General features: G+C 67.5%; 19 protein-coding genes. 13 read left to right on the top strand and 6 right to left on the bottom strand.

The genetic code is table 11. The features are described 5' to 3' along the window. Positions 1-35: 35 nt before the first annotated feature. Positions 36-359, bottom strand: coding sequence for a hypothetical protein (locus tag RF637_RS04210; protein WP_368844225.1), 324 nt, complete (start codon positions 357-359; stop codon positions 36-38). On the opposite strand from RF637_RS04210, the gene RF637_RS04205 reads away from it, so the two are divergent. The 10 genes from RF637_RS04205 (at position 358) to ald (ending at position 10,194) form a co-directional block, all read left to right on the top strand. Then, entirely contained in the window at positions 358-516 is a 159-nt protein-coding gene (locus RF637_RS04205) for a hypothetical protein (protein WP_368844224.1), read from the top strand. The two genes, RF637_RS04210 and RF637_RS04205, sit on opposite strands and share 2 nt — an antisense overlap. 6 nt (positions 517-522) lie before the next feature. Next, entirely contained in the window at positions 523-1,146 is a 624-nt protein-coding gene (locus tag RF637_RS04200; RefSeq protein WP_035960877.1) for a thymidine kinase, read from the top strand. A 30-nt stretch (positions 1,147-1,176) separates the two neighbouring features. Beyond that, positions 1,177-1,758 carry an orotate phosphoribosyltransferase gene (gene pyrE, locus RF637_RS04195; protein WP_085106803.1) on the top strand — a complete coding sequence of 194 codons (582 nt, stop codon included), beginning with the start codon at positions 1,177-1,179 and terminating at the stop codon, positions 1,756-1,758. Further along, complete coding sequence (locus RF637_RS04190) at positions 1,751-2,446, top strand: RNA methyltransferase (protein WP_035960874.1); 696 nt, start codon at positions 1,751-1,753, stop codon at positions 2,444-2,446. The genes pyrE and RF637_RS04190 overlap by 8 nt, the downstream gene beginning before the upstream one ends. An 85-nt stretch (positions 2,447-2,531) precedes the next feature. Further along, positions 2,532-3,905, top strand: coding sequence for a lipase family protein (locus RF637_RS04185; protein ID WP_231885563.1), 1,374 nt, complete (start codon positions 2,532-2,534; stop codon positions 3,903-3,905). Between the two features lie 246 nt (positions 3,906-4,151). Continuing rightward, entirely contained in the window at positions 4,152-5,174 is a 1,023-nt protein-coding gene (gene fbaA, locus RF637_RS04180) for a class II fructose-bisphosphate aldolase (protein ID WP_311253963.1), read from the top strand. A 120-nt stretch (positions 5,175-5,294) separates the two neighbouring features. Further along, entirely contained in the window at positions 5,295-6,689 is a 1,395-nt protein-coding gene (locus tag RF637_RS04175) for an amidohydrolase (RefSeq protein ID WP_368844223.1), read from the top strand. A 59-nt stretch (positions 6,690-6,748) separates the two neighbouring features. Beyond that, entirely contained in the window at positions 6,749-8,383 is a 1,635-nt protein-coding gene (locus tag RF637_RS04170) for an AbgT family transporter (protein WP_085106808.1), read from the top strand. Positions 8,384-8,494: 111 nt separating this feature from the next. Continuing rightward, complete coding sequence (locus tag RF637_RS04165; RefSeq protein WP_064846478.1) at positions 8,495-8,917, top strand: DUF3151 domain-containing protein; 423 nt, start codon at positions 8,495-8,497, stop codon at positions 8,915-8,917. Between the two features lie 188 nt (positions 8,918-9,105). After that, the gene (gene ald, locus RF637_RS04160; RefSeq protein WP_144931995.1) at positions 9,106-10,194 is read left to right on the top strand and encodes an alanine dehydrogenase; all 1,089 of its coding nucleotides are present in this window, start codon (positions 9,106-9,108) and stop codon (positions 10,192-10,194) included. 94 nt (positions 10,195-10,288) lie between these two features. Here the strand turns inward: ald and RF637_RS04155 are convergent, their stop codons facing one another. Continuing rightward, a complete protein-coding gene (locus tag RF637_RS04155; protein ID WP_260849379.1) occupies positions 10,289-11,782 on the bottom strand; it encodes an amino acid permease in 1,494 nt (497 codons plus the stop codon). Positions 11,783-11,988: 206 nt separating this feature from the next. Between RF637_RS04155 and RF637_RS04150 the strand changes: the two genes are divergently transcribed. Beyond that, complete coding sequence (locus tag RF637_RS04150) at positions 11,989-13,167, top strand: polysaccharide pyruvyl transferase family protein (RefSeq protein WP_144931997.1); 1,179 nt, start codon at positions 11,989-11,991, stop codon at positions 13,165-13,167. Between the two features lie 115 nt (positions 13,168-13,282). Here the strand turns inward: RF637_RS04150 and RF637_RS04145 are convergent, their stop codons facing one another. Further along, positions 13,283-17,143, bottom strand: coding sequence for a S8 family serine peptidase (locus RF637_RS04145; protein ID WP_368844222.1), 3,861 nt, complete (start codon positions 17,141-17,143; stop codon positions 13,283-13,285). Between the two features lie 283 nt (positions 17,144-17,426). On the opposite strand from RF637_RS04145, the gene RF637_RS04140 reads away from it, so the two are divergent. Beyond that, a complete protein-coding gene (locus RF637_RS04140) occupies positions 17,427-18,716 on the top strand; it encodes an adenylosuccinate synthase (protein WP_064846482.1) in 1,290 nt (429 codons plus the stop codon). A gap of 85 nt (positions 18,717-18,801) precedes the next feature. Here RF637_RS04140 and RF637_RS04135 read toward each other — a convergent pair whose 3' ends face one another. The 3 genes from RF637_RS04135 to RF637_RS04125 all read right to left on the bottom strand — a co-directional run bounded on the left by RF637_RS04135 (position 18,802) and on the right by RF637_RS04125 (position 21,201). After that, positions 18,802-20,190, bottom strand: coding sequence for an amino acid permease (locus RF637_RS04135; protein WP_240919125.1), 1,389 nt, complete (start codon positions 20,188-20,190; stop codon positions 18,802-18,804). 280 nt (positions 20,191-20,470) lie between these two features. Beyond that, a complete protein-coding gene (locus tag RF637_RS04130) occupies positions 20,471-20,812 on the bottom strand; it encodes a DUF202 domain-containing protein (protein ID WP_368844221.1) in 342 nt (113 codons plus the stop codon). Further along, on the bottom strand, positions 20,809-21,201 hold the full coding sequence (locus RF637_RS04125) for a YidH family protein (protein WP_064846485.1): 393 nt from the start codon (positions 21,199-21,201) through the stop codon (positions 20,809-20,811). The genes RF637_RS04130 and RF637_RS04125 overlap by 4 nt, the downstream gene beginning before the upstream one ends. A gap of 183 nt (positions 21,202-21,384) precedes the next feature. Here RF637_RS04125 and RF637_RS04120 point away from each other — a divergent pair, with 183 nt between their 5' ends. Next, positions 21,385-21,828, top strand: coding sequence for a DUF4190 domain-containing protein (locus tag RF637_RS04120; protein WP_085106815.1), 444 nt, complete (start codon positions 21,385-21,387; stop codon positions 21,826-21,828).

Genomic DNA, 21,828 nt, shown 5'->3' with positions numbered 1-21,828 from the left:
ACGCCCGCCGGGCGGCGGGCAGCGTCCGGGGCGGTTCAGTCCCGCCGGTACCTCAGCAGCTCCGCCATGGCCGCCACGGTCTCCCGGGCGATCCCCGTGCGGTTCTCCACGTGCAGCTTGAACATGACGCCCTCCCCCAGGGAGATCACCAGCTCCGCGGGAACGGTGGTGCACCCGCTGAGCCGCAGCAGCTCGCGTGCCTGCCCCTCGAGCCGCACGCGCTCCTCCGCGAGCACGGTGGCCAGCTGCGCGTTCTCCCGGGTGCGCGTCCGCGCGGAAGGCTGCGGCGACACGCCGGTGAAGGCGGTGACGCTGCTGAGCCGCCGGGCGGACGACGCGGAGACCACACGCACGCCCATGCGGGAGACCGCACTGAACGGCGAGTACACGGCCCACCTGCCGCAGGGCCCGGCCTCGGGTGAGATCGAGTACGCGGTCGAGGTGACCTCCGAGGATGGCCGCGTGCAGCGCTGGCCGCGCCCGTCGAAGGCGTGGCTGCGGGCGGCGATAGACTGACCGACCGTGGCCAAGCTCTACTTCCGCTACGGCGCGATGAACTCCGGGAAATCCACGGCGCTGCTCCAGGCCGCCTACAACTACGAGGAGCGCGGGCAGCGCGTGCTGCTCGCCAAACCCCACGTGGACACCAAGGGCGAGGACCAAATCCTCTCCCGGCTGGGTGTCACCCGCACGGTGGACTTCCTGATCCAGCCCGGCGAGAGCGCCATGGGCCTATTCAAGCGCCACTCCACCGGCGATGACCCGGAGGCCCTGCTCGAGCACGTGGACGCCCAGCCCGTGGCGTGCCTGCTGGTGGACGAGGCGCAGTTCCTGGAGACCGGGCAGGTGGACGACCTGCTACGGATCGCCGTGCTGCTGGACGTGCCCGTGATGGCCTACGGCATCCGCACCGACTTCCGTACCCGTTCCTTCCCCGGCTCCGAGCGGCTCATGGAGCTCGCCCACACCTTGGAGGAGCTCAAGACCATCTGCCGCTGCGGACGCAAGGCCCTGTTCAACACGCGGAAGGTGGGCGACGACTTCGTGTTCGAGGGGGACCAGGTGGCCATCGACGGCGTGGCCGTCACCTACGAGTCCCTGTGCGCGGCGTGCTACCTGCGAGAATCCGGCGGCAGGCTGGGCTGAGGGGTTAGCCCCGACACGTAAACTGCCCGTATGAGCACCGACTTCTCTCCCGTGGACCTGGCCACCGCCCGTGAGCGCCTGCGCGAACTGATCAAGGACCTCGCCGTGGTGCGGGGCAAGGTCACGCTGGCCAGCGGCATCGAAGCGGACTACTACGTGGACCTACGCCGCGTGACCCTGCACCACGAGGCCTCCCGGTACGTGGGTCAGGTCATGCTCGGTCTGCTGGACGAGGCCGGGATCGCGTTCGACGCCGCCGGTGGGCTCACCATGGGCGCGGACCCGGTGGGCAACGCGATCATGCGCACGGCCGGGGACCAGGGCCGCGCCGTCGACACCTTTGTGGTGCGCAAGGCTCAGAAGTCCTACGGCATGGGGCGTCAGGTGGAGGGCCCCAGCGTGGTGGGCCGCAACGTGGTGGTCGTCGAGGACACCTCCACCACGGGTGGTTCCGCGCTAACCGCGGTGGAGGCGCTGCAGAAGGCGGGCGCGAACGTCGTGGCCGTTGCCGTGATCGTGGACCGCCGCACCGGCGCCAAGGAGCGCATCGAGGAGACCGCGGGCGTCCCGTGCCTGTACGCCTACTCCAAGGACGAGCTCGGGCTTGACTGAGCCGGACGCGTCCGGGTCTCGGCAGGACGACGACGCTGCGCCCCGCGTCGTCGGCGTGGGCCCCTGGCAGGGCGAGTGGCCCGCCGGCGAGCGCTGGGACCCCGAGCTGCTGCGCGAGGGCGACCGCCGCAACGTCGCGGACCAGTACCGCTACTGGCGCATGGACGCGATCATCGCGGACCTGGACTCCAGGCGCCACGCCTTCCACGTGGCGGTGGAGAACTGGGAGCACGACTTCAACATCGGCTCCGTGGTGCGCACCGCCAACGCGTTCCTGGCTCGTGAGGTGCACATCATCGGACGACGCCGCTGGAACCGCCGCGGAGCCATGGTCACGGACCGCTACCAGCACGTGCGCCACCACGCGAGTGTCGCGGAGTTCACGGCCTGGGCACGCGGCGAGGGACTCGCGGTGCTCGCGATCGACAACGTCCCCGGTTCCCAGCTGCTCGAGACGTTCGAGCTGCCCGAACGCTGCGTCCTGGTGTTCGGTCAGGAGGGCCCGGGGGTCTCCGAGGAGCTCGTCGCGGAGGCGGACGCGGTGCTGGCCATCGAGCAGTTCGGCTCCACCCGCTCCATCAACGCCGGAGCGGCCGCCGCCGTGACCATGCATGCATGGATCCGCCGCCACGTGTTCGAGCAGCGTCCTGCGCCCTCGTCCGACGTCACGAAAGGCGCGGGAGCGTGAAAAAGGCCGGCCGACCATAGCCAGGAGGCAGAAGTTACCGTATGGTCATGTGAGTTGAATCACATGATGAAAGGTTCGCATGCTCATGGCTGCCTCAACCACTCGGCCATCGTCCTTGCGGCGTTCTGCGGGTGCCCTCGCCCTGGGCGTTGGGCTGCTGCTTGCTGGACTGCAGCCCGCGAATGCGCAGAGCGCAGCAGGCTCCGCACCGGATGGCGGTTTCTCCGAGCTGCCGCGCAGCGAGCAGGACCAGAAGCTCCAGGAGCAGGGTCTGACCCGCGATGATCTTGCTCGCGAGGATGCGCTGAAGAAGCTCCGCAGCTCCACGGACACGGACTTCTACAGCACCCCGGCGCAGCTGCCTGCCGCCAACGGGGGCGTGGTGCGTTCGGAGCCGTCCACGTTCTACCTGGACCCCGTCAAGCTCATCAAGCCCAATGCGTCCGCCACGCGCATCATGTACAGGACCACCAACAGCAAGAACCAGGCCGTGGCCACCACGGGCACCGTGCTGCAGTCCAAGGCTGCGTGGCGCAAGCCCGGCCCACGGCCGCTCGTGGTGCTGTCCTCGGGTACCCAGGGTATGGGCGACTCGTGCGCACCGTCCCGTCAAATGGCCATGGGCACGAACTCCGAAGGTCTCAGCCTGGCCGGCCTGATCAATGCCGGCTACAACGTGGTGGCCCCGGACTACATCGGTCTGGGCACTGACGGCGCCCACACCTACATGAACCGTGTGGACCAGGCTCACGCCGTGCTCGATGCCGTGCGCGGTGCGCAGCAGCTCGGCATGGAGGGAGTGGACGCTAAGACCCCCGTGGCCGCCGTGGGATACTCGCAGGGCGGCGGTGCCACGGCTGCAGCCGCGGAGAGCGCCCCTGAGTACGCCCCGGAGGTGCAGCTCAAGAGTGCCTGGGTGGGTGCGCCGCCCGCGGACCTCACACTCACGGGTCAGCACATCGACTCCTCTCTCTTCTCCGGCCTGTCCTTCTACGTGATGGGGGCGGCCGAGGACTCCGGGGTGGCGGTTCGGGACAGACTCAATGCGGAAGGGCAGAGGCGCTATGACAAGGCCCAGGACAGCTGCCTGGTGGGCACCGTCCTCGCCGACGCCCTGGTGCCGTCCGAGAAGCTCACGGCTGACGGGCGCTCCTTCTCCCAGCTGCTCGGGGACCCCGCTCTGAAGGCGTACCTGGACGAGCAGACCATCGGTGCCGCGGGCCGCCACCCTCGTGTCCCGGTGCGCATCGCCCACACCGTGGCGGACGATGTCGTGCCCTACCAGTCGGGCCGACGGCTCGCCCAGAAATGGTGCGCCTCCGGGGTAAACGTTTCCATGCAGACGCTCGCTACGCCCACCCATGTGGGGGCCTCCCTGGAAGGCATTCCCTCGATGCTCGTCTACCTCGACGCACGGTTCAATGGCATCCCGCAGACCAGCTCATGCTGGCGGCTGTGAGCGCCACGGGCAACGACCCCCGGGCGCCGCGCACCCACCGAGGAGGTCACCCGTGGGTCCGCACGTGGTCACGGCGGCGTGACCACGTGCGGCTCTGAGACGATCGGCCCGCCACGGTTCATCCCGTGGCGGGCCACAATTTTGCGGTGCCGTCCCGGGTCACGAGCAGACCCGTCGCCTAGACTGGAAACAGGCCTCAGGCCACGGTCCAGCCGTGCATCGGGAACCCAGTAGAAGGAGTGTTTCATGCCCATCGCAACCCCTGACGTTTACTCCGAGATGATCGACCGGGCCAAGGAGAAGGGCTTCGCCTACCCGGCCATCAACGTGACCTCCTCCCAGACCCTCAACGCCGCGATCCGCGGTTTCGCCGAGGCGGGTTCGGACGGCATCATCCAGGCGTCCACCGGTGGTGCGGCGTACTGGTCCGGCTCCTCCGTGAAGGACATGGTCACGGGTTCGCTGGCCATGGCGGCGTTCGCCCGCGAGGTCGCCAAGAACTACGACGTCAACATCGCGCTGCACACCGACCACTGCCCCCAGGACAAGCTCGAGGGCTTCGTGCTGCCGCTGCTGGCCGAGTCGGAGAAGGCCGTGGCCCGCGGTGAGGACCCCATCTTCCAGTCGCACATGTGGGACGGTTCCGCGATCGATCTGGACGAGAACCTCAAGATCGCCCAGGAACTGCTGGAGCGCACCCACAAGGCCAAGATCATCCTCGAGGTGGAGATCGGGGCCGTGGGCGGCGAGGAGGACGGCGTCGTCGGCGAGATCAACGACACGCTCTACACGACCGTCGAGGACGGCATGAAGACCATCGAGGCGCTCGGCGCCGGAGAGAAGGGCCGTTACATCACGGCGCTGACCTTCGGCAACGTGCACGGCGTGTACAAGCCCGGCAACGTGCGCCTGCGCCCCGAACTGCTCAAGCAGATCCAGGACGAGGTGGGTGGCAAGATCGGCAAGGACCGCCCGTTCGACCTCGTGTTCCACGGCGGCTCCGGTTCCACCGCGCAGGAGATCGCGGACGCGGTGTCCTACGGCGTGATCAAGATGAACGTGGACACCGACACCCAGTACGCGTTCACGCGCCCCGTGGCCGGTTTCATGTTCAGCAACTACGACGGCGTCCTCAAGGTCGACGGCGAGGTCGGCAACAAGAAGAAGTACGATCCCCGCGTGTGGGGCGCCGAGGCCGAGACCGGCATGGCCGCCCGCGTGGTGGAGGCGTGCCAGAACCTCGGTTCCGCGGGTACCTCCATCAAGTAGGTTCCCCGTGCTCCTCCGGTGCCCCGTACCCCGTGGTGCGGGGCACCGTCGTGTCTCGGGCCGCAACACTACAGGGTCGCTCACCGGGGTGATGCGAATCACTTGTTACGCTCCCCAAGTATGGGAACGAGCCACTCGCCGGAAGAAAACCCAGACCGCGACCGCCACCACCTGACGATCAATTCCGAGCCCTCCCGGGCCTACCTCGAACAGCTCGAGCAGGATACGGAACGTCGTAAGAACGAGCTGAAACATCACCTGGCCAGCCACGACGGCGCAGCGGATGAGCTGCATGAGCGTCTCGAATCCTCGATCGAGGGCCAGACCACGGCCCTCGGTCACGTACTGCACGAACTGCATGAGAACCCCGAAACGGCATTCCAGGAACATCGTGCGGTCAAGCTGATCGTCAATCATCTGGCGGACCATGACATTCCCGCGGAGAACCCCGCTTTCGGTCTGGACACCGCCATTCGCGCTGAGGTGACCTCCGAGGACTTCGACCCGGCGTGTCACCGCACCATCGCGATCATGTCGGAGTACGACGCCCTGCCCGGTATCGGCCACGGCTGCGGACACAATGTGATCGCCGTGACCGGCCTGGGTGCGTTCGTGGCACTCGTCGAGCTCATCCGGGGCACACCCTCCGCGTTCTCCGGCCGCGTGGTTTACCTGGGAACGCCCGCAGAGGAGGGTGAAGGTGGCAAAGAGATCATGGCCAGAGCAGGTGCACTGGAGGGTATCGACGCCGCGGTCATGGTGCACTCCTACATCGCGGATCTCGTGGACCAGGTGTGGCTCGGTCGCCGTCAGTGCACGGTGCACTATCGCGGTGCGGCAGCCCACGCGTCGTCGCACCCGTTCATGGGACGCAACGCTCTCGACGCCGCGGTGCTCGCCTACCAGGGGCTGGGCCTGCTGAGACAGCAGACCCCGCCCACCGATCGGATCCATGCCGTACTACCCGAGGGCGGAGAACGCCCCAACATCATCACCGAGGCAGCCACCCTGCAGCTGTACGTCCGTTCCCAGCGCCCTGCGACCCTAAAGGCCTTGTCCCAACGGGTGACCGAGGTTCTCCAGGGTGCCGCGCTGATGGCCGGGGTGGATGTCGAGATCGATTGGGATTCGTCCCCCGCCACCCTTCCCGTGCTGGGCAATTCGCCCCTCTCCGATCGGTGGGTCCTCGCTCAGCGACGCCGCGGGCGCGATCCTTACCCGGCGGGCACGGTGTCCGAGGTGCTGGCCGCGTCCACGGACTTCGGCAACGTCAGCTACCGGATTCCCGGTATTCACCCGTTGATCAGCATCACGGACCAGCACATGGGCCTGCACACCCGGGATTTCGCGGCTGCTGCAGCTACCCCGCAGGCAGAAGCTGCGGGTGTCGACGGCGCCTACGGACTGGCAGCGGTGGCTCTCGACTATCTGGTCGATGATGCACTGGCTCAACACGTCCGTGATGACTTCCACGCCGGCGGGGGCGGCATTGCCGTGGAGAGCTATTTCGACTGAACCGGAGCCGGCGGGCCACGCATCGACATTTTTCGACCACTGACCTCGATGGAGTACACATGACCGCCACCGCGACCAAGAGATCGAATGTGGGAGACAGACTCCTCACCGGTATCGAGCGGGTGGGCAACAAGCTGCCCGAGCCCTTCGCCCTGTTCACCATCCTGTTCCTCATCACGGCGGTCGTGTCCACCGCCATGGCCTGGGGCAACGTGGTCGTACACGTACCGGGGAAGGATGAACCCCTGGCGATCAAGGGTCTGTTCACCGGGGAAGGTCTCGCGTGGTTCACCACGACCCTGGGTGAGAACTACATCGGGTTCCCGCCGTTGGTCACCGTGGCCACCATTCTGCTGGCGATCGGGATCGCGGAGAAGTCCGGGTTCCTGGCCGCAGCCATCCGATTCACGATCGGTGGAGCCCCGCGCTGGTTGCTGCCGTACACCGTGGGTTTCGTGGGCGTGGTGGGGTCGATCATGGCCGATTCCGCGTTCGTGGTGATTCCGCCCCTGGCCGCCCTCGCGTTCAAAGCAGCCGGCCGTCACCCGGTGGCAGGTCTGCTCGGCGGCTTCGCGTCGGCCGGTGCTGGTTACTCCACCAATATCTTCCCGACGTCGCTCGATGCCCTGTTCGCGGGCATTACCAACGCCGTGATCCCTACCGTGCCCGCGCTCGCGAATCACGCCACCGAGGCCAACCCGCTGTCCAACTACTACTTCAACATCGTCGCGGCGGTCGTACTCTCCTGCGTGGCGGGGTTCGTCATCGACAAGGTGGTGGAACCGCGAGTCATGCGAGCAGGGGTGTCCAAGGACGAGGTCAACCCGGAGACGGGTCAGCTCATGACCGACACCCGCGCCATGCGCGTCGTGGGGGACGAGCAAACCGTTGCGGAATCCCGGGAACCCCAGGTCGAGGCCGAATTGTCCCCCAGGGAGAAAAAGGCACTTCTGTGGGCATGTGTGACGTTCGTGCTGATCGGTGTCGCACTGACCGTCTTCACACTCTTGCCGAGTTCACCATGGCGCAACGAAGACGGGAACTTCCTCCCCAAATCACCGCTGCTGGCGTCCATCGTCTTCATCATCTTCGTGTTCTTCTCCGTGAGCGGTTACGTCTACGGCCGGATTGCGGGAACCGTTCGGGGATTCAAGGACGTCCCGGTGATGATGGGAGCAGCCCTCAAGGACATGACGTCCTTCCTGGTCCTGGCGTTCATCCTGGGGCAGTTCATCGCGCTGTTCAACTGGTCCGGGATCGGTTCCTGGATCGCGGTCACCGGCGCATCGGGTCTGGAAAACGCAGGTGTCACCGGCTTCCCCGTGATCATCGGGTTCATCATTCTGTGTTCGATCCTGAACCTGTTCATCATTTCGGGATCCTCCATGTGGACTCTGATGGCCGCAGTCTTCGTGCCGATGTTCGGCATTCTGGGATTCGAGCCCGCCTTCATCCAGGCCGCGTTCCGCGTGGGTGACTCGGCGACGCAGGTGATGACCCCTCTCAACCCCTACATGGTCGTGCTGCTCGCCATGCTCCGTAAGTACGAACCCTCTGCCGGGCTGGGGACGGTGATGGCCAGGATGATTCCGTTCGTAGTCCCCTTCTGGGTGGTGTGGGTTCTCATTCTCATGGTCTTCTACTTCCTCGGACTGCCGTTGGGCCCGGGAGTGGGCATCATGATTACGCACTGAGCCGCTTCGACGGCGCTCGGTGACGTCGTGCGCGAACGGCGTGGAGCGACGTCGTGCACGCTGCGTAGAGTGGCTACGAACCCTTGAACTCGGCGTGGAAAGGAACCCACCGTGGCACTGCTCGGCAAGAATCTGCTGGACGAACCGGCTCCCACCTATCTGGACGAGAACCCCGAGCTGACGGCCCGCCTCGACGCGGGTGACGTGGCCGAGGACCTCGCGGCGGCCTTCCCCAAGGAGCAGTTGCCGTGGGCGATGCTCGCGGAGGAGGCGCTCGCGGACGGCCGCACTCTGGAGGGGTACGCCTACGCCCGGGTGGGCTACCACCGCGGGTTGGACTCGCTGCGCGGCCATGGATGGAAGGGGCACGGCGCGGTGCCGTACTCCCACGAACCCAACCGCGGGTTCCTGCGGGCGCTGGCAGCGTTGGGCCAGGCCGCCGCGCAGATCGGCGAGATGGATGAGGCCGCCCGGATCGAGAAGTTCCTCCACGATTCGGACCCGGAGGCGGCGGAGCAGATCGCTCGCCGCTGACCCCGTCCGGCTGCGACGATGAACCGGTCGCCCGGTCCTGAACGGACCGGGCGACCTGGTCATATTCGCCCCGGCCCCCTGTGCGGGTGCGGGTGACGCGGGGCACAATGGAAGGACAGCCGGGGCCCATCGTCAGACCCGAGCACACCTCCTCGGGTACGCGTGCCCCATGAGAGGAGCGCGCCGTCATGAGAATCTCCGTACCCCGTGAGATCAAACCGGAAGAGGCCCGCGTGGGCCTCACCCCCACCATGGTCACCGCACTGGTTGCCGAAGGCCACGAGGTGTTCGTCGCGGAGCACGCGGGGGAGGGCGCGGGTTTCTCGGACGAGTCCTACCGCGCGGCGGGAGCGCGGATCACGTACCAGGAGGACGCATGGGCGCAGGCCGAGCTGCTGGTGAAGGTCAAGGAGCCGATCGCCTCCGAGTACGACTTCCTGCGCCCGGACCTCACGCTGTTCACGTACCTCCACCTGGCCGCGAGCCGTTCGCTGACGGAAGCACTGCTGGACAGGGGCACCACGGGGATCGCCTATGAGACCGTTCGGGTGGGACGCACGCTGCCCCTGTTGCGCCCGATGTCCGAGATCGCGGGCCGTCTGGCGATCGCCAACGCCGCACACCACCTTCAGCACCACGCGGGCGGCCCCGGGATCCTCCTGGGTCGGGTGCCCGGCGTTGTTCCGGCCACCGTGCTGGTGATCGGCGGTGGCACCGTGGGTGAACACGCGGCCCGCGCAGCGGTGGGGGCCGGCGCGGACGTCACGATCCTCGAGGCCAACGGCGATCGCTTGCGACAACTGGACGCGCTGTTCCCCCACGCCCGGGTCCTGATGAGCGACACCCACCGCCTGGATGAGGAACTGCCGCGCGCGGACGTGGTCGTGGGTTCCGTCCTGGTCCCGGGCGCCTCCGCCCCCAAGCTCGTGCGCCGGGAGCACCTGTCGATCGTGAAGCCCCATGCGCTGCTCGTGGACGTGGCCGTGGACCAGGGCGGGTGCTTCGAGACCACCCGGCCCACCACGTACGACGACCCGGTCTATGCCGTGGACGGTATTCGTCATTACTGCGTGGCGAACCTGCCCGGTGCCGTGCCCGTCACGGCCACCCAGTCGCTCACGCACGCGACGTCCCCGTACGTCATGGCGTTGGCGCGCGGTGTGGACTCCGCCCTGGAGAACGACGCCGCTCTGGCCGCCGGGCTCTCGACCCGTGCCGGGCAACTGCACTCACCGGGCGTGGCGGCGGCCTTCCCCGATCTGCCCGCGGCGAGCTGAGGACGCCGACGGCGCGCCCTGGAGCCGGGGCGCGCCGTCGTCCGAGCGACTCGGGATCTGCGCTCGGTCACGCCGTTGTCGGCGTGGAGCGGGGTCAGAGCCGGGGTACGACGTCGTCGGCCTCGCCGGTGGAGGAGGTTTCCTCGGGGCGGACGCGTGAACTCGTGAAGATCTTGCACGCGAGCGCGATCAGGCACACCAGGATGAACGTGGCGATGAGCTGGAACCGCACGGCGGTGTCCAGGAGGCCCAGGACGACGATCGCGGCCAACAGGGCCAGGGCGAAGTAGGACAGCCACGGGAAGGCCCACATCTTCAGCGGCGAGGACACCCCGGCGCGGTCGGCGCGCTTGCGCAGGATGATCTGGGAGATCAGCGCCAGGGCCCAGACCACCAGGCACGTGGAGCCGATCACGTTGAGCATGACGTTGAGCACCGTCTCGGGCCACAGGTAGTTGAGCACCACGGCGATGAAGCCGAAGAGCACCGAGATCGTGACGGCGAGGCGGGGAACCCCGCGCGAGGAGGTGGCCGCGAGCCCACGCGGTGCGGATCCCCGGCGCGCGAGGGAGTAGAGCATGCGCGAACTGCCATACACGTTCGCGTTGAGCGCGGACAGCAGCGCCAGGATGATGACGATGTTCATCAGGACGTTCGCACCGGGGATCCCCACCTCCGTGAGGACCGCGACGAACGGGCTGGAGGAGAGGCCCTCATTGTTCCACGGCAGCACCAGCACCATGACGGTCACGGAACCCACGTAGAAGATCAGGATGCGGATCAGGATGGTGCGGATCGCGCGGGCCACGTTGGTCTGCGGGTCCTCCGTCTCGGCGGCGGCGATAGTCACGAGCTCGGTGCCGCCGAACGCGAAGACGACCACCAGCAGTGCGGCCGCAACCCCCGTGATGCCGTTGGGCATGAACCCGCCGTGCTCCGTGAGGTTGGACAGCCCCGGGCTCGGAGCGGGCAGCACACCGATCAGCAACAGCACACCCACGACCAGGAACGACACGACCGCGGCGACCTTGAGCAGCGCGAACCAGAACTCCGTCTCACCCAGCGTCCCCACGCGCACCAGGTTGATGACCGTGAACACGGCCATGAAGATCAACGCCCACAACCACTGGGGCAGCGAGGGCCACATCTCGGTCACGAGCTGCGCGGCGGCGGTGGCCTCCGCGGCCACGACCACCACGATCTGGGCCCACCACAACCACCCGAGGGCGCGACCGATCGTGGGCCCCATGGCCTTGCCCGCGTAGGTCGAGAACGCGCCGGAGGACGGATCCGCGGCGGCCATCTCGCCCAGTGCGCGCATCACGAGCACGAGCAGCAGACACGCCACGAGGTAGGAAATCAATACGGCGGGCCCGGCGGTCTGGATCGCCGCGCCCGTCCCCACGAACAGGCCGGTGCCGATGGCCGAACCGAGCGCCATCATCACCAGGTGGCGCGGCTTGAGGTAACTCCCCTGTGGCGGTTGCGACGGCGCGTGCGGCGAGTGCTCGCGGGATCCCCCGTGGATCACGCTGGCCGAACCGCGTGCGCCGGTGGGACCGTCATGGGGTGGGCGGGGTGCAGTCATGGGAGAGAACATTACCCGTCCGCACGGGCACCGGTGGTGGCCGTCCGTCATCCTGCGCACGGCAGGCGGGACCGGACGGGGCTACTCTGGGGCTGTCGCGGCCGATGTGTTCGGCGCGGTGATTCGCCGAGCCGACAACGGCCCCGCCGACGGGGACACCGTGCAACCCCTGAATCCGGGGATCGACCTGTGGGTACCCTGCATCCATGCGCAATCTTCTGAAGGACCATCGACGGGTCCCTCCCGCTCGCAAGCCCCCGATCTACCTGATCTCATGGGCGGGCTACCCGAATTTCGGGGACGAGCTGATTGCGGCCACCTGGGTCAACTACCTGGCCAAGGCGGCACCCACCACGGACGTGTGGCTGGACGTCCGCGAACCGGGGACCGTCACCGCCCTGCTGCGCGGCATCCATCCACGACTGCATGTGGTCAATACGGTCTTTCGCGCTCTGCACGACGTGGAACACGGCTCGGGGCGCTCGATGCGCAGCCTGATCGAGGATCTGGGGTCCCCGAAGTACGACGCGGGATTGCTCGCCCTGCGCGAAGCGAGCACCGTGCACCTGCTGGGCGGCGGGGTGCTGCACCGGGACTGGGCCACGAACCTGCACATCGTCGAGGCGATGCGCGCGGTCCGGGAGGTCTCGGGAGCGCGGTTGTTCGCCACGGGCCAGGGGCTGATGCCCTTCGCGGGGGACCCGCTCACGGACCTGGACCACCTCAGCGTGCGGGACCGCCCCAGCGCCCAGGCTGCCGGAGTGCCCATGGGGTTCGACGACGCTTTCCTCCTCGCGGAGGACGCCCGCCACGCACGGGCCCTCGGGCTCCTGGCCGGGCACAAGGGGGATGGGTCGTCCGCTCGCACCGAAGGTACGGACGCCCCGAGCGAGGTGGTGGTGTGCGTGCAGTCGGACACCCTGGCGGAGGGGTCCTTCGAACGGATGCTGGACTTCGCCGGGGCGCAAGTGCGGCGGTGGGATCTACCCCGGGAATCCGTGCGCTACCTCGAGGCCATCCCCGGGGACGATCATGAGGGCTTCGACCGGCTGCGGGATCTCGTGGCCCCGGACGGGTTCATCCCGTTCCAGGCCGCATGGGACGGGGATTTCACGTTCGGGCCGCACCAGGTGTGGTTGACCACCCGTTTCCACCACCACCTGGTCGCGGCGCTGCACGGGGCCAGGGGTGTCGCGCTCAGCGGCAAACCCGGGTACTACGACGTCAAGCACCAGTCCGTGATCGAGGTCGGCTCCAACTGGTCGCTGGTCCATGCCGGGCAGACCCCGGAGCCTGTGGCCCTGGAAGAACTGACGGCGCCCGCGGGCTTCGCCGAGGCGGTACGTGCCAAGCGGGACGAGGCGAAGCAGCTCTACGGCCGGTAGGGCAAAAGGCCTGACCCGGACACGGCGAGGGCCCCGTGACACCCACACTGTGGCTGCCACGGGGCCCTCGCCGTTGCGGAGGATCAACCGATGGGGTGAACCCCGCTGGGAGCGACTACTTCTGCTGGTCGTAGCGGAAGAGGAACGCCGCCATCTGATCGCGCCTCACGGGCTCGTAGGGGCGGAAGGTCCCGTCCGACCAACCACGGGCGATGTTCTGCCCGTTCATCCAGGCGATCTCCTTGTAGAAGACGTGGCTGGTGGGCACGTCCTTGAAGGGGGAGGCCTTCGGAGCGGTGTACGCCGGGGATCCCGCCATCCGGTAAAAGAACGCGGCCATCTGGTCGCGGTTGATCTGCTGGTACGGGCGGAAGGTCCCGTCCGGCCACCCCTTGGTGATGCCCTGCTCGCTCATCCAGGCGATCTCCTTGTAGAAGACGTGGCTGGTGGGCACGTCCTTGAAGGGGGACTTGGTGGGAGGCGTGTACTGCGGCGAACCGGCCATCCGGTAGAGGAACGCGGCCATCTGGTCACGGTTCACGGCCTGGGCGGGGTGGAAGGTCCCGTCCGGCCAACCGCGGGTGATGCCCTTGTTGGCCAGCCAGGAGATCTCCGAGTAGAACACGTGATTCTTGGGAACGTCCTTGAACATCGGGTTCTGGGTCTCGGGGGCCTTCGCCGCGGACTGGAAGGTCTTGACCTCGGCCTTGGCGCCGTCCTGACCCGCGCGGATACCGGAGAGGTCCCCGGCGGCGTTGTGCAGGTGCAGGAACAGGGCCTCGCCCTTGGCGCTCTCCGAACCGCGGTGCGCGGTCAGCTTCTTACCGGGCAGGTCGGTGAACAGTGACGTGTTGACCTGTTCCCCGCGGAAGGAGATCTTCGGGGTGACCGGGCTGTACTCGATCACGCCCGTGCGGTCCACGGGGCCGTCGATGCTCCCGGAAAAGGTGGTCACCTGGTAGGTCAGCTTGGTGTCGGTCTTGGTGGGATCGATACCCAGTTTCGCGGCGCTGACCGGCATCACCATGGCGTTGGTGTCGAACGTGTTGGTGTCCACGTCACCCCAGGAACCGTTCAGCGGCTGGCTGTCGATCACCGTGAGTTCACCGTTGACGTAGCCGTACAGGTTCACCACCGGGTAGTCCAGACCATCCGTCCGGCCCAGGGCCGCGATGTAGTTGGGGCGACCGTTGCCGGTGGTGTCTATCGCGATCTCCGTGGAGACGTCCGGCTTGATCGTGCTCGCGTTGCCCCAGCTGGAGACACCGAAGTTGATCATGCCGTCCTTGCTCACGTCCTTCTTCTCGGCCTTCAGTTGCGGGAGGTTCGAGGAAGCGCCCACGTACTGCAGATCGGCGAACTGGGAGTTGCCGCCGGCCAGCTTGGTGGAATCCAGGCGGCCCGACTTGGCGCCCAACTCGAAAGCCCCCAGGGCCGACTGCCAGCCGCCCTGGTCCAGGCCGGTGCCGGCGAGGGCGACGGCGCTCGTGCCGTTCTTGTCCCACCGGTCCAGCGTGGCGTTGTCCACCCGCATGTCGGCCGCCGGCTTCGGGGCGATCGACATGGGGACGCGCAGGTCCTGGCCGTTCTCCGTCAGGACCAGGCGGCCGGATTCGGAGGCCAGGAACTGACGGGCGAAGCCCAGCTGGGTCACGGCCTCGGAGGGGTCGTGGGTCTTGGCCAGCTGCGCGCGATCCACGGTGGCGGTCACCTTGACGGTGGCCTTGCCGCCCTTGGCCACACTGACCGAGCCCGGCGTGGAGAAGCTCACGCCCGGGACGTCGGTGGAAGCGTCGAAGCGCACCTGGTACGTGTGCGCCGCGCCGCTGGTGTTGTCCACGACCAGCTCACGGGAGAAGGTCTCCTTGCCGTTCTTGATCTCGGTGACCCCGAAGGTCGAGGAGATCAGGGCCGGATTGGCCTTGTCGTAGACCAGCACATCCTGGTTCACGGCGCGCAGTGCGTCCACACGACCCGAACCCACGCGGTCCACCGCGGAGGTGGCCCCGTTCGCGGCGTGCACGTCGTGCACGGCCGAGTTCATGATGGCGGCCTTGATCATCTGGGGGTCGTAGTTCTGGTGCTTCTGCTGCACCAGGGCGGCGATCCCGGCCACGTGCGGGGTGGCCATGGAGGTGCCGGTCTTGACCGACACGCCGTTGCCCGCGGCCACACCGGCGGAACCGATGTTGGTGCCGGGTGCGGCGACGTCGGGCTTGATGACCCCGTTGCTGCCGTGCTGACCGCGGGAGGTCGAATCGTTGACCTGGTCCTTCTGGCCGGTCTGCGCCCTGGCGGCACCGATCCACTCCGGGGCTAGCTTGACCCGGGCCCCGCCGGCCTGGGCGGCCGGCTTGATCTTGGCGACGGATTCCTTGCTCATCAGCAGACCCGGGACGCCGGCGTTGCCCGCGATGCTCGTGGGATCCACCGAGTAGTCGGACTCCAGGACCACGCCCTTGCCGCCGGCGGCCTGGACGTTGTCGAAGCGGACCTTGGAGCCGCACGGGAAGCCGGCCTTGTCTTCCCAGTCGAGCATGACCCACTTGCCGCCGAAGTTCTGCGAGAAGGGAGCGCAGCCGAAACGGTTGTCCTGCGGGCCGACCACGACGTCGCCCTGGAGCTGTTCGGGCTTGGCATCGCTGTAGTTGAAGCTCCCGCTGTAGGAGCCGGTCAGTTCACCCTTGGCGCTGTCAGGCGAGAGGCCCTCGGCCTTGTCCTGCGCGGCGGTGCTGCCCTGGGAGTTGGCCACAGTCAATGCGGAACGCGCGCTGCCCGGGGAGCCGGAGATCTCGTGGGCGTCCCCGGCGTTGCCCGCGGCGATGACCGAGAGGATGCCCTGGCGGGACAGCGCGTCGATCAAGTCGTTTTGGGGGTCGTCGGCCGGGCCGAAGTCGGACCCGAGGGACATGTTGATGATGTCCACCTTGTCCGAGAAGTCCCCGTCCATGTTGGGGTCCAGGGAACGGTCCAGGGCGTCGAGGACCAGGTTGGTGGAACCCTCACAGCCGAAGACGCGCAGCCCGATCAGTTGCGCCTCGGGTGCGGTGCCCGGGCCGATCCGCATCTTGCCGACCTGCTCCTGCGTCAGCTTGGTGAAATCGCCCTTGTAGGTCTTGCCGTCCGCGCCCACACCGTAGCCCGCGGTGGTGCCCGCCACGTGCGTTCCGTGGCCGCCAGCCTCGCAGTCCAGCGGGTTGTTGTCCGGCTTCGGGACGCTGGTGGGAATCTGGGCGTCGTAGGCGTCGCCCGCGAGGTCGTACCCGCCGAGGAACTTCTTGGAGTCGTACAGACCCGAGTCCTTGCCCGGCAGGTCGTTCGAGGCCTTGGCCTTCTTGTAGGCGTCGACGGTGCCCGGACCACCGAAGTCCGCGTGGGTGTAGTCGATGCCCGAGTCGATGATGGCGACCCTGACGCCCTTACCGGTCTGGCCGGTCTGGGTCCAGGCGTTGAGGGTTTTGGTGTCCAGCACGGAACCCGCGTTGTTGCGGTAGGCGGGGACGATCTTGGAGATCTTGACCACGTCGGAGCGTTTGCTCAGCTCACGCAACTGCGCGGCATCTCCCTTGAGGGCGACTCCGCGCAGGGCGTTGGATGTGGTGTACAGCAGGTCGGACCCGGAGGCGGAGGCCAGGGTGGAACCCATGCTCTCCACCGACTGACGGATGGCCCGCACCCGCGCGGCGGCCTGGACCGGGTCCTGGCTCCCGGAGCGCACGCCCTCGGGTTGCGTGGCCTCGAAAGCACTCGGTCCCTGCAGCTGCACGAAGACCGCCACCTGGCCCTCGGCATCCTTGAGGTCCGAGCCGATCAGCCGGTCGGGGTTCTGGGTGTTGTGGTCGTCCGTCTTGGGCGCCGGGGTGATGTCGACGGCGCTCGCCGGCAGCGCCGTGCCCAGGGCCAGTGCCAGGCCCAGGGCGGTCGTGAGGCAGGCCTTGGCGGCTCTGCCACGACCAGCCCTTGTCTCGTAGTTCATGTCTCGTCCTTTGACATTCGGGGGATGTCGTGAGGTGCATCGCAATGACCCAAGCCTGCGTGCGCCCTACCGAAAAGTAAAGGTTTCATCAAAATATTCTGTGCTCTCACCAGTCGCGATGTCCGTGGCGTGTCGGACGCCGGATTCGCGCCGTGACCGGGGTGGGCGGACGAGAGCGGCGGTGGTGGGCGTCACCGTTAGAATTGGTTGGTACGTGCCCCGCGCGTACTCCTCAACCGTTGTCGTGCCGAATGGGTGCAAGCCCGGGCAGGAGTAGCCAGCTATGCCAGCAATCGTGATCGTCGGAGCCCAGTGGGGCGATGAGGGCAAGGGCAAGGCCACGGATCTCCTGGGTGGCCGGGTGGACTACGTGGTCAAGCCCAACGGCGGCAATAACGCCGGGCACACCGTGGTGGTGGGCGGTGAGAAGTTCGAGCTCAAGCTCCTTCCCGCGGGCATCCTCAGCCCCAACGCCACCTCTGTGATCGGCAACGGCGTGGTGATCAACCCTCAGGCCCTGTTCGAGGAGATCGACGGCCTCGAGGCCCGCGGCGCGGACACGTCCCACCTGCGGATCTCCGCCAACGCGCACCTCGTGGCCCCGTACCACCAGACGCTGGACCAGGTCACCGAGCGGTTCCTGGGCAAGCGCGCGATCGGTACCACGGGCCGCGGGATTGGTCCCACGTACATGGACAAGGTGGGCCGCCTGGGCATCCGCGTGCAGGACGTGCTGGACGAGTCCATCCTGCGGCAGAAGATCGAGGGCGCGCTACGCCAGAAGAACGAGCTGCTCGTCAAGCTCTACAACCGCCGCGCGTTCGAGGTGGATGAGATCGCGGAGTACTTCCTGGGCTTCGCCGAGCGCCTCGCGCCCATGATCGTGGACTCCACGCGAGTGCTCAACGAGGCCCTGGACCGCGACGAAGTGGTGCTCATGGAGGGCGGCCAGGCCACGTTCCTGGACGTGGACCACGGCACCTACCCGTTCGTGACGTCGTCGAACCCCACCGCGGGCGGCGCGTCCGTGGGCTCGGGTGTGGGCCCCACGCGCATCACCCGGGTGATCGGCATCCAGAAGGCGTACACCACGCGCGTGGGCGCCGGTCCGTTCCCCACCGAGCTCTTCGACGAGATGGGCGAGCAGCTGCGCAAGACCGGCGGCGAGTTCGGCGTCAACACGGGCCGGCCGCGCCGCACCGGCTGGTACGACGCCGTCATGGCCCGCCAGGCCGCGCGGATCAACGGCTTCACGGACTTGTTCATCACCAAGCTGGACGTGCTCACCGGGCTGCGTGAGATCCCGGTGTGCGTGGCCTACGAGGTGGACGGTCAACGCTTCGACGAGATGCCCATGACCCAGTCCGACTTCCACCACGCCCAGCCCGTGTACGAGAACTTCCCGGGCTGGACCGAGGACATCACCGGGGCCCGCACCCTGGGGGACCTCCCCGCCAACGCCCGCGCATACGTCGAGGCATTGGAGAAGATGTCCGGGTGCCGGATCTCCGCGATCGGTGTGGGCCCGGACCGGGACGACACCATCGTGATGCGGGACCTGATCGCGGACTGACGCCCCGATTCCCACCCGCGGACACGACGACGCCGCTCCAAGCCTTGGAGCGGCGTCGTCATGTCATCCGTGGGGCACGGTCGGATCAGTGCTGCGAGACGTCTGCGGTGAGCAGGTCCACGGGCTTGTCCTTGGTCACGACCTTGTGCCCGAGCCACAGGGCCAGGAACACGGGCAGGCCCAGGTACGAGGACAGCAGGCCCAGGGCGTTGACCTCCCCGGACGTGATCAGGCTGTAGCCCTGACCCAGGATCACCACGGCACACATGATGAGCGCGACCACGGGGCCGATGGGGAAGAACCGGGCACGGTAGGTGAGGTTCTTGGGATCCCCGCCCTGCAGGACGTAGGCCCTGCGGAACCGGTAGTGGCTCCACGCGATCCCCATCCACACGATGAAACCGGCCAGGCCGGAGGCGTTGATGAGCCACACGTACGCCTGACCCTCACCGATCAGGGTGGTCAGGAAGCAGAACATGCCGATCAGCGTGGTGGCCAGCAGTGCGAGCATCGGGACACCGCGGCGGTTGACCCGGGCCAGGAACCGGGGAGCCTTCCCGCTCTTCGCGAGCGCGTAGAGCATACGGGTGGAGGCATACAGGCCCGAGTTGCCCGCGGAGAGGATGGCGGTGAGGATCACGGCGTTCATCACGCTCGCCGCGGCCAAGACACCGGCGTGCTCGAACACCAGGGTGAACGGGGAGATGGAGACGTCCTCCACATCGCTCGCGAGCAGGTGGGGATCGGTGTAGGGGATCAGGAAACCGATCACGGCGATCGCGCCGATGTAGAAGAGCAGGATGCGCAGGAAGACCGTGCGGATGGCCTTGGGAACGGTCTCGCGGGGGTTGTCGGCCTCGCCGGCCGCGACCCCCACGAGCTCGGTGCCCTGGAAGGAGAACCCCGCGACCATGAAGATGGCCATGATGCCGGTGAAGCCGTTGACGAAGGGCGCCTCGCCGGCGGTCCAGTTGTGGAACCCGGGGGACGGGCCGCCCAGGATGCCCAGGATCATCAGGACACCCAGGACCAGGAAGATCACCACGGTGATCACCTTGACCAGGGAGAACCAGAACTCACTCTCGCCGTACGCGCGAGCACTGAGGGCGTTGAGGGAGAAGAGGATCACCAGGAACAGTGCGGACCAGATCCACGCGGGGACGTCCGGGAACCAGTAGCGCATCACCAGCGCGGCCGCCACGAGTTCCGCGGCCACGGTGATCGCCCAGTTGTACCAGTAGTTCCACCCGATCGCGAAGCCGAAGGAGCGGCTGATGTAGCGGGTGGAGTACTCCTCGAACGAGCCCGCCACGGGCAGGTGCGTGGCCATCTCGCCCAGGGACTGCATGAGCAGGAACACCATGAACCCGATCGCAGCGTAGGCGACGAGCGCCCCGCCGGGACCCGCGGTGTTGATGGAGTTGCCGGAGGCCACGAACAGACCGGTGCCGATCGCACCGCCCATCGCGATCATGGTCAGGTGACGCGACTTGAGGGTGCGGCGCAGCGAGCCGTCGGGCGCGACGTCCTGGCCGGTGGGCCGTGGATCGGGGCGGTGGGATGCGTGTGGATCGGGCGGCGTGGCCGCCGTCGAGATGTTTCCCCCACCGGACGAAGATGAAGACACAGGGTTCTCCCGTAGTTGTGATGGTCCGGCGCCGCAGCGGATCGCGGCGGCTGAGGGACATTATGCGCGGCATCGCAGCACACGTGGGGATCCCCACGCAAGGGTCCACCGAAGTGGCCACAAATTCTCAGAAGATGATCACCGTGATGATTCCCAGGACGCCCAGCACCAGACACGTCCCGGAGGTCACGACCACGGCCACCAGGTCCGGCGTGATCCGCTCCCCGGCGATTCCCACGGATTCTCGCCGATAACGCATGCGTTGTGTGGCATAGATCCCTCCGGAGAGGCACAACGCCACGGTGAACAACGAGAGCACGAACGCGCCGTGGGCCGGGAGCCACTTCAGGTAGATCGCTGCGGCGGTGCACAGTGCCAGCATGGTCCGGCCCCAGGACAGCACGGTGCGCTCGGGTTGCAGTCCCGGATCTTCGTGCGTGCGCACGCCCGGCGGGGTGATGGAACTCATCGGGTCAGCACCACGACCACGAGCACCCCGGAGGCGATCGCGCCCCCTACCGCCACGAGCGGGACGATCAGCGGCAGGGGCAGGGGAGCCTTGTGCCGCATGGAACGTTCCACGCGCAGCCACCGCAGTGCGGCTCCGGCACTGAGGAACATACCCAGCACCAGCAGGACCAGGGCCAGGAACTTGCGCACCGCGATGTCGAAGATGTCCCCGGTGAACGCCTCGATGGCGATGCCCCCGGCCAAGAAGGCCAGGGACGTGCGGATCCAGGCGAGGAACGTGCGTTCGTTTGCCAGCGTGAAGCGGGGGTCCGGTTCCGTCCCGCCGCGCAGGACACGGTGGCTGATCGATCCACGACGCCGCTCGGCCGGGTCTTCGGGGTGGCTCACGGTTCTCCTTCGTCTGGGCTCTCCGTACGCGCCTCTCGGTGCAGAAGCAGGATCCTGAGGTGATGGTATGCGCTCGGGGGCCGGAAGCGGCGTCGTGGGCGGGGGGGGCGCACCCTTGTCCGCTCGTGCCGCGCACGAGAAGATGGTCGCACTCGCAGACCACTGGCGTAGGGAGAACAGGTCATGAGCACGAGCAACCACCCGGGCAGTGGCACCTCGCCCCACGAGGAAGGAACCCGGTACTCGGGGACCGAGTACCACCGCGACACGCGGCCCCTGTCCGTGTCGGCCGATACCCACCGCCCCTACGCGCAGCCCGCAGGACAGTGGCACTACGTCCCCGCCGGACCGGAGGACGCCCAGCGGCAACAGCAGGCGAGCTCCAGCTCGGAGACGTCACTCGTGCTGGGCATCCTGGGAGTCACCGTCCTGCCGATCCTCGCACCGTTCGCCCTGTGGCAGGCCACGAAGGCTGAGAAACTCGGCGGCAGGGCGACCGCGGGCAAAGTCCTGGGCTGGGTCGGTGTGGTGCTGCTGATCCTGATGGTGCTGTGGTTCGTGTTCTTCTTCGCGATCTGGGGATTCGCGATGAACGAGTTCATGCAGCAATCCCGCTCGAGCGTCTGA

Origin of the sequence: Kocuria sp. CPCC 204721, assembly GCF_040980945.1 — a bacterium.
GTDB lineage: Bacteria > Actinomycetota > Actinomycetes > Actinomycetales > Micrococcaceae > Kocuria > Kocuria marina.
The sequence above is the reverse complement of the archived record's forward strand: the minus strand, read 5'-3'. Positions and strand labels throughout refer to the sequence as shown.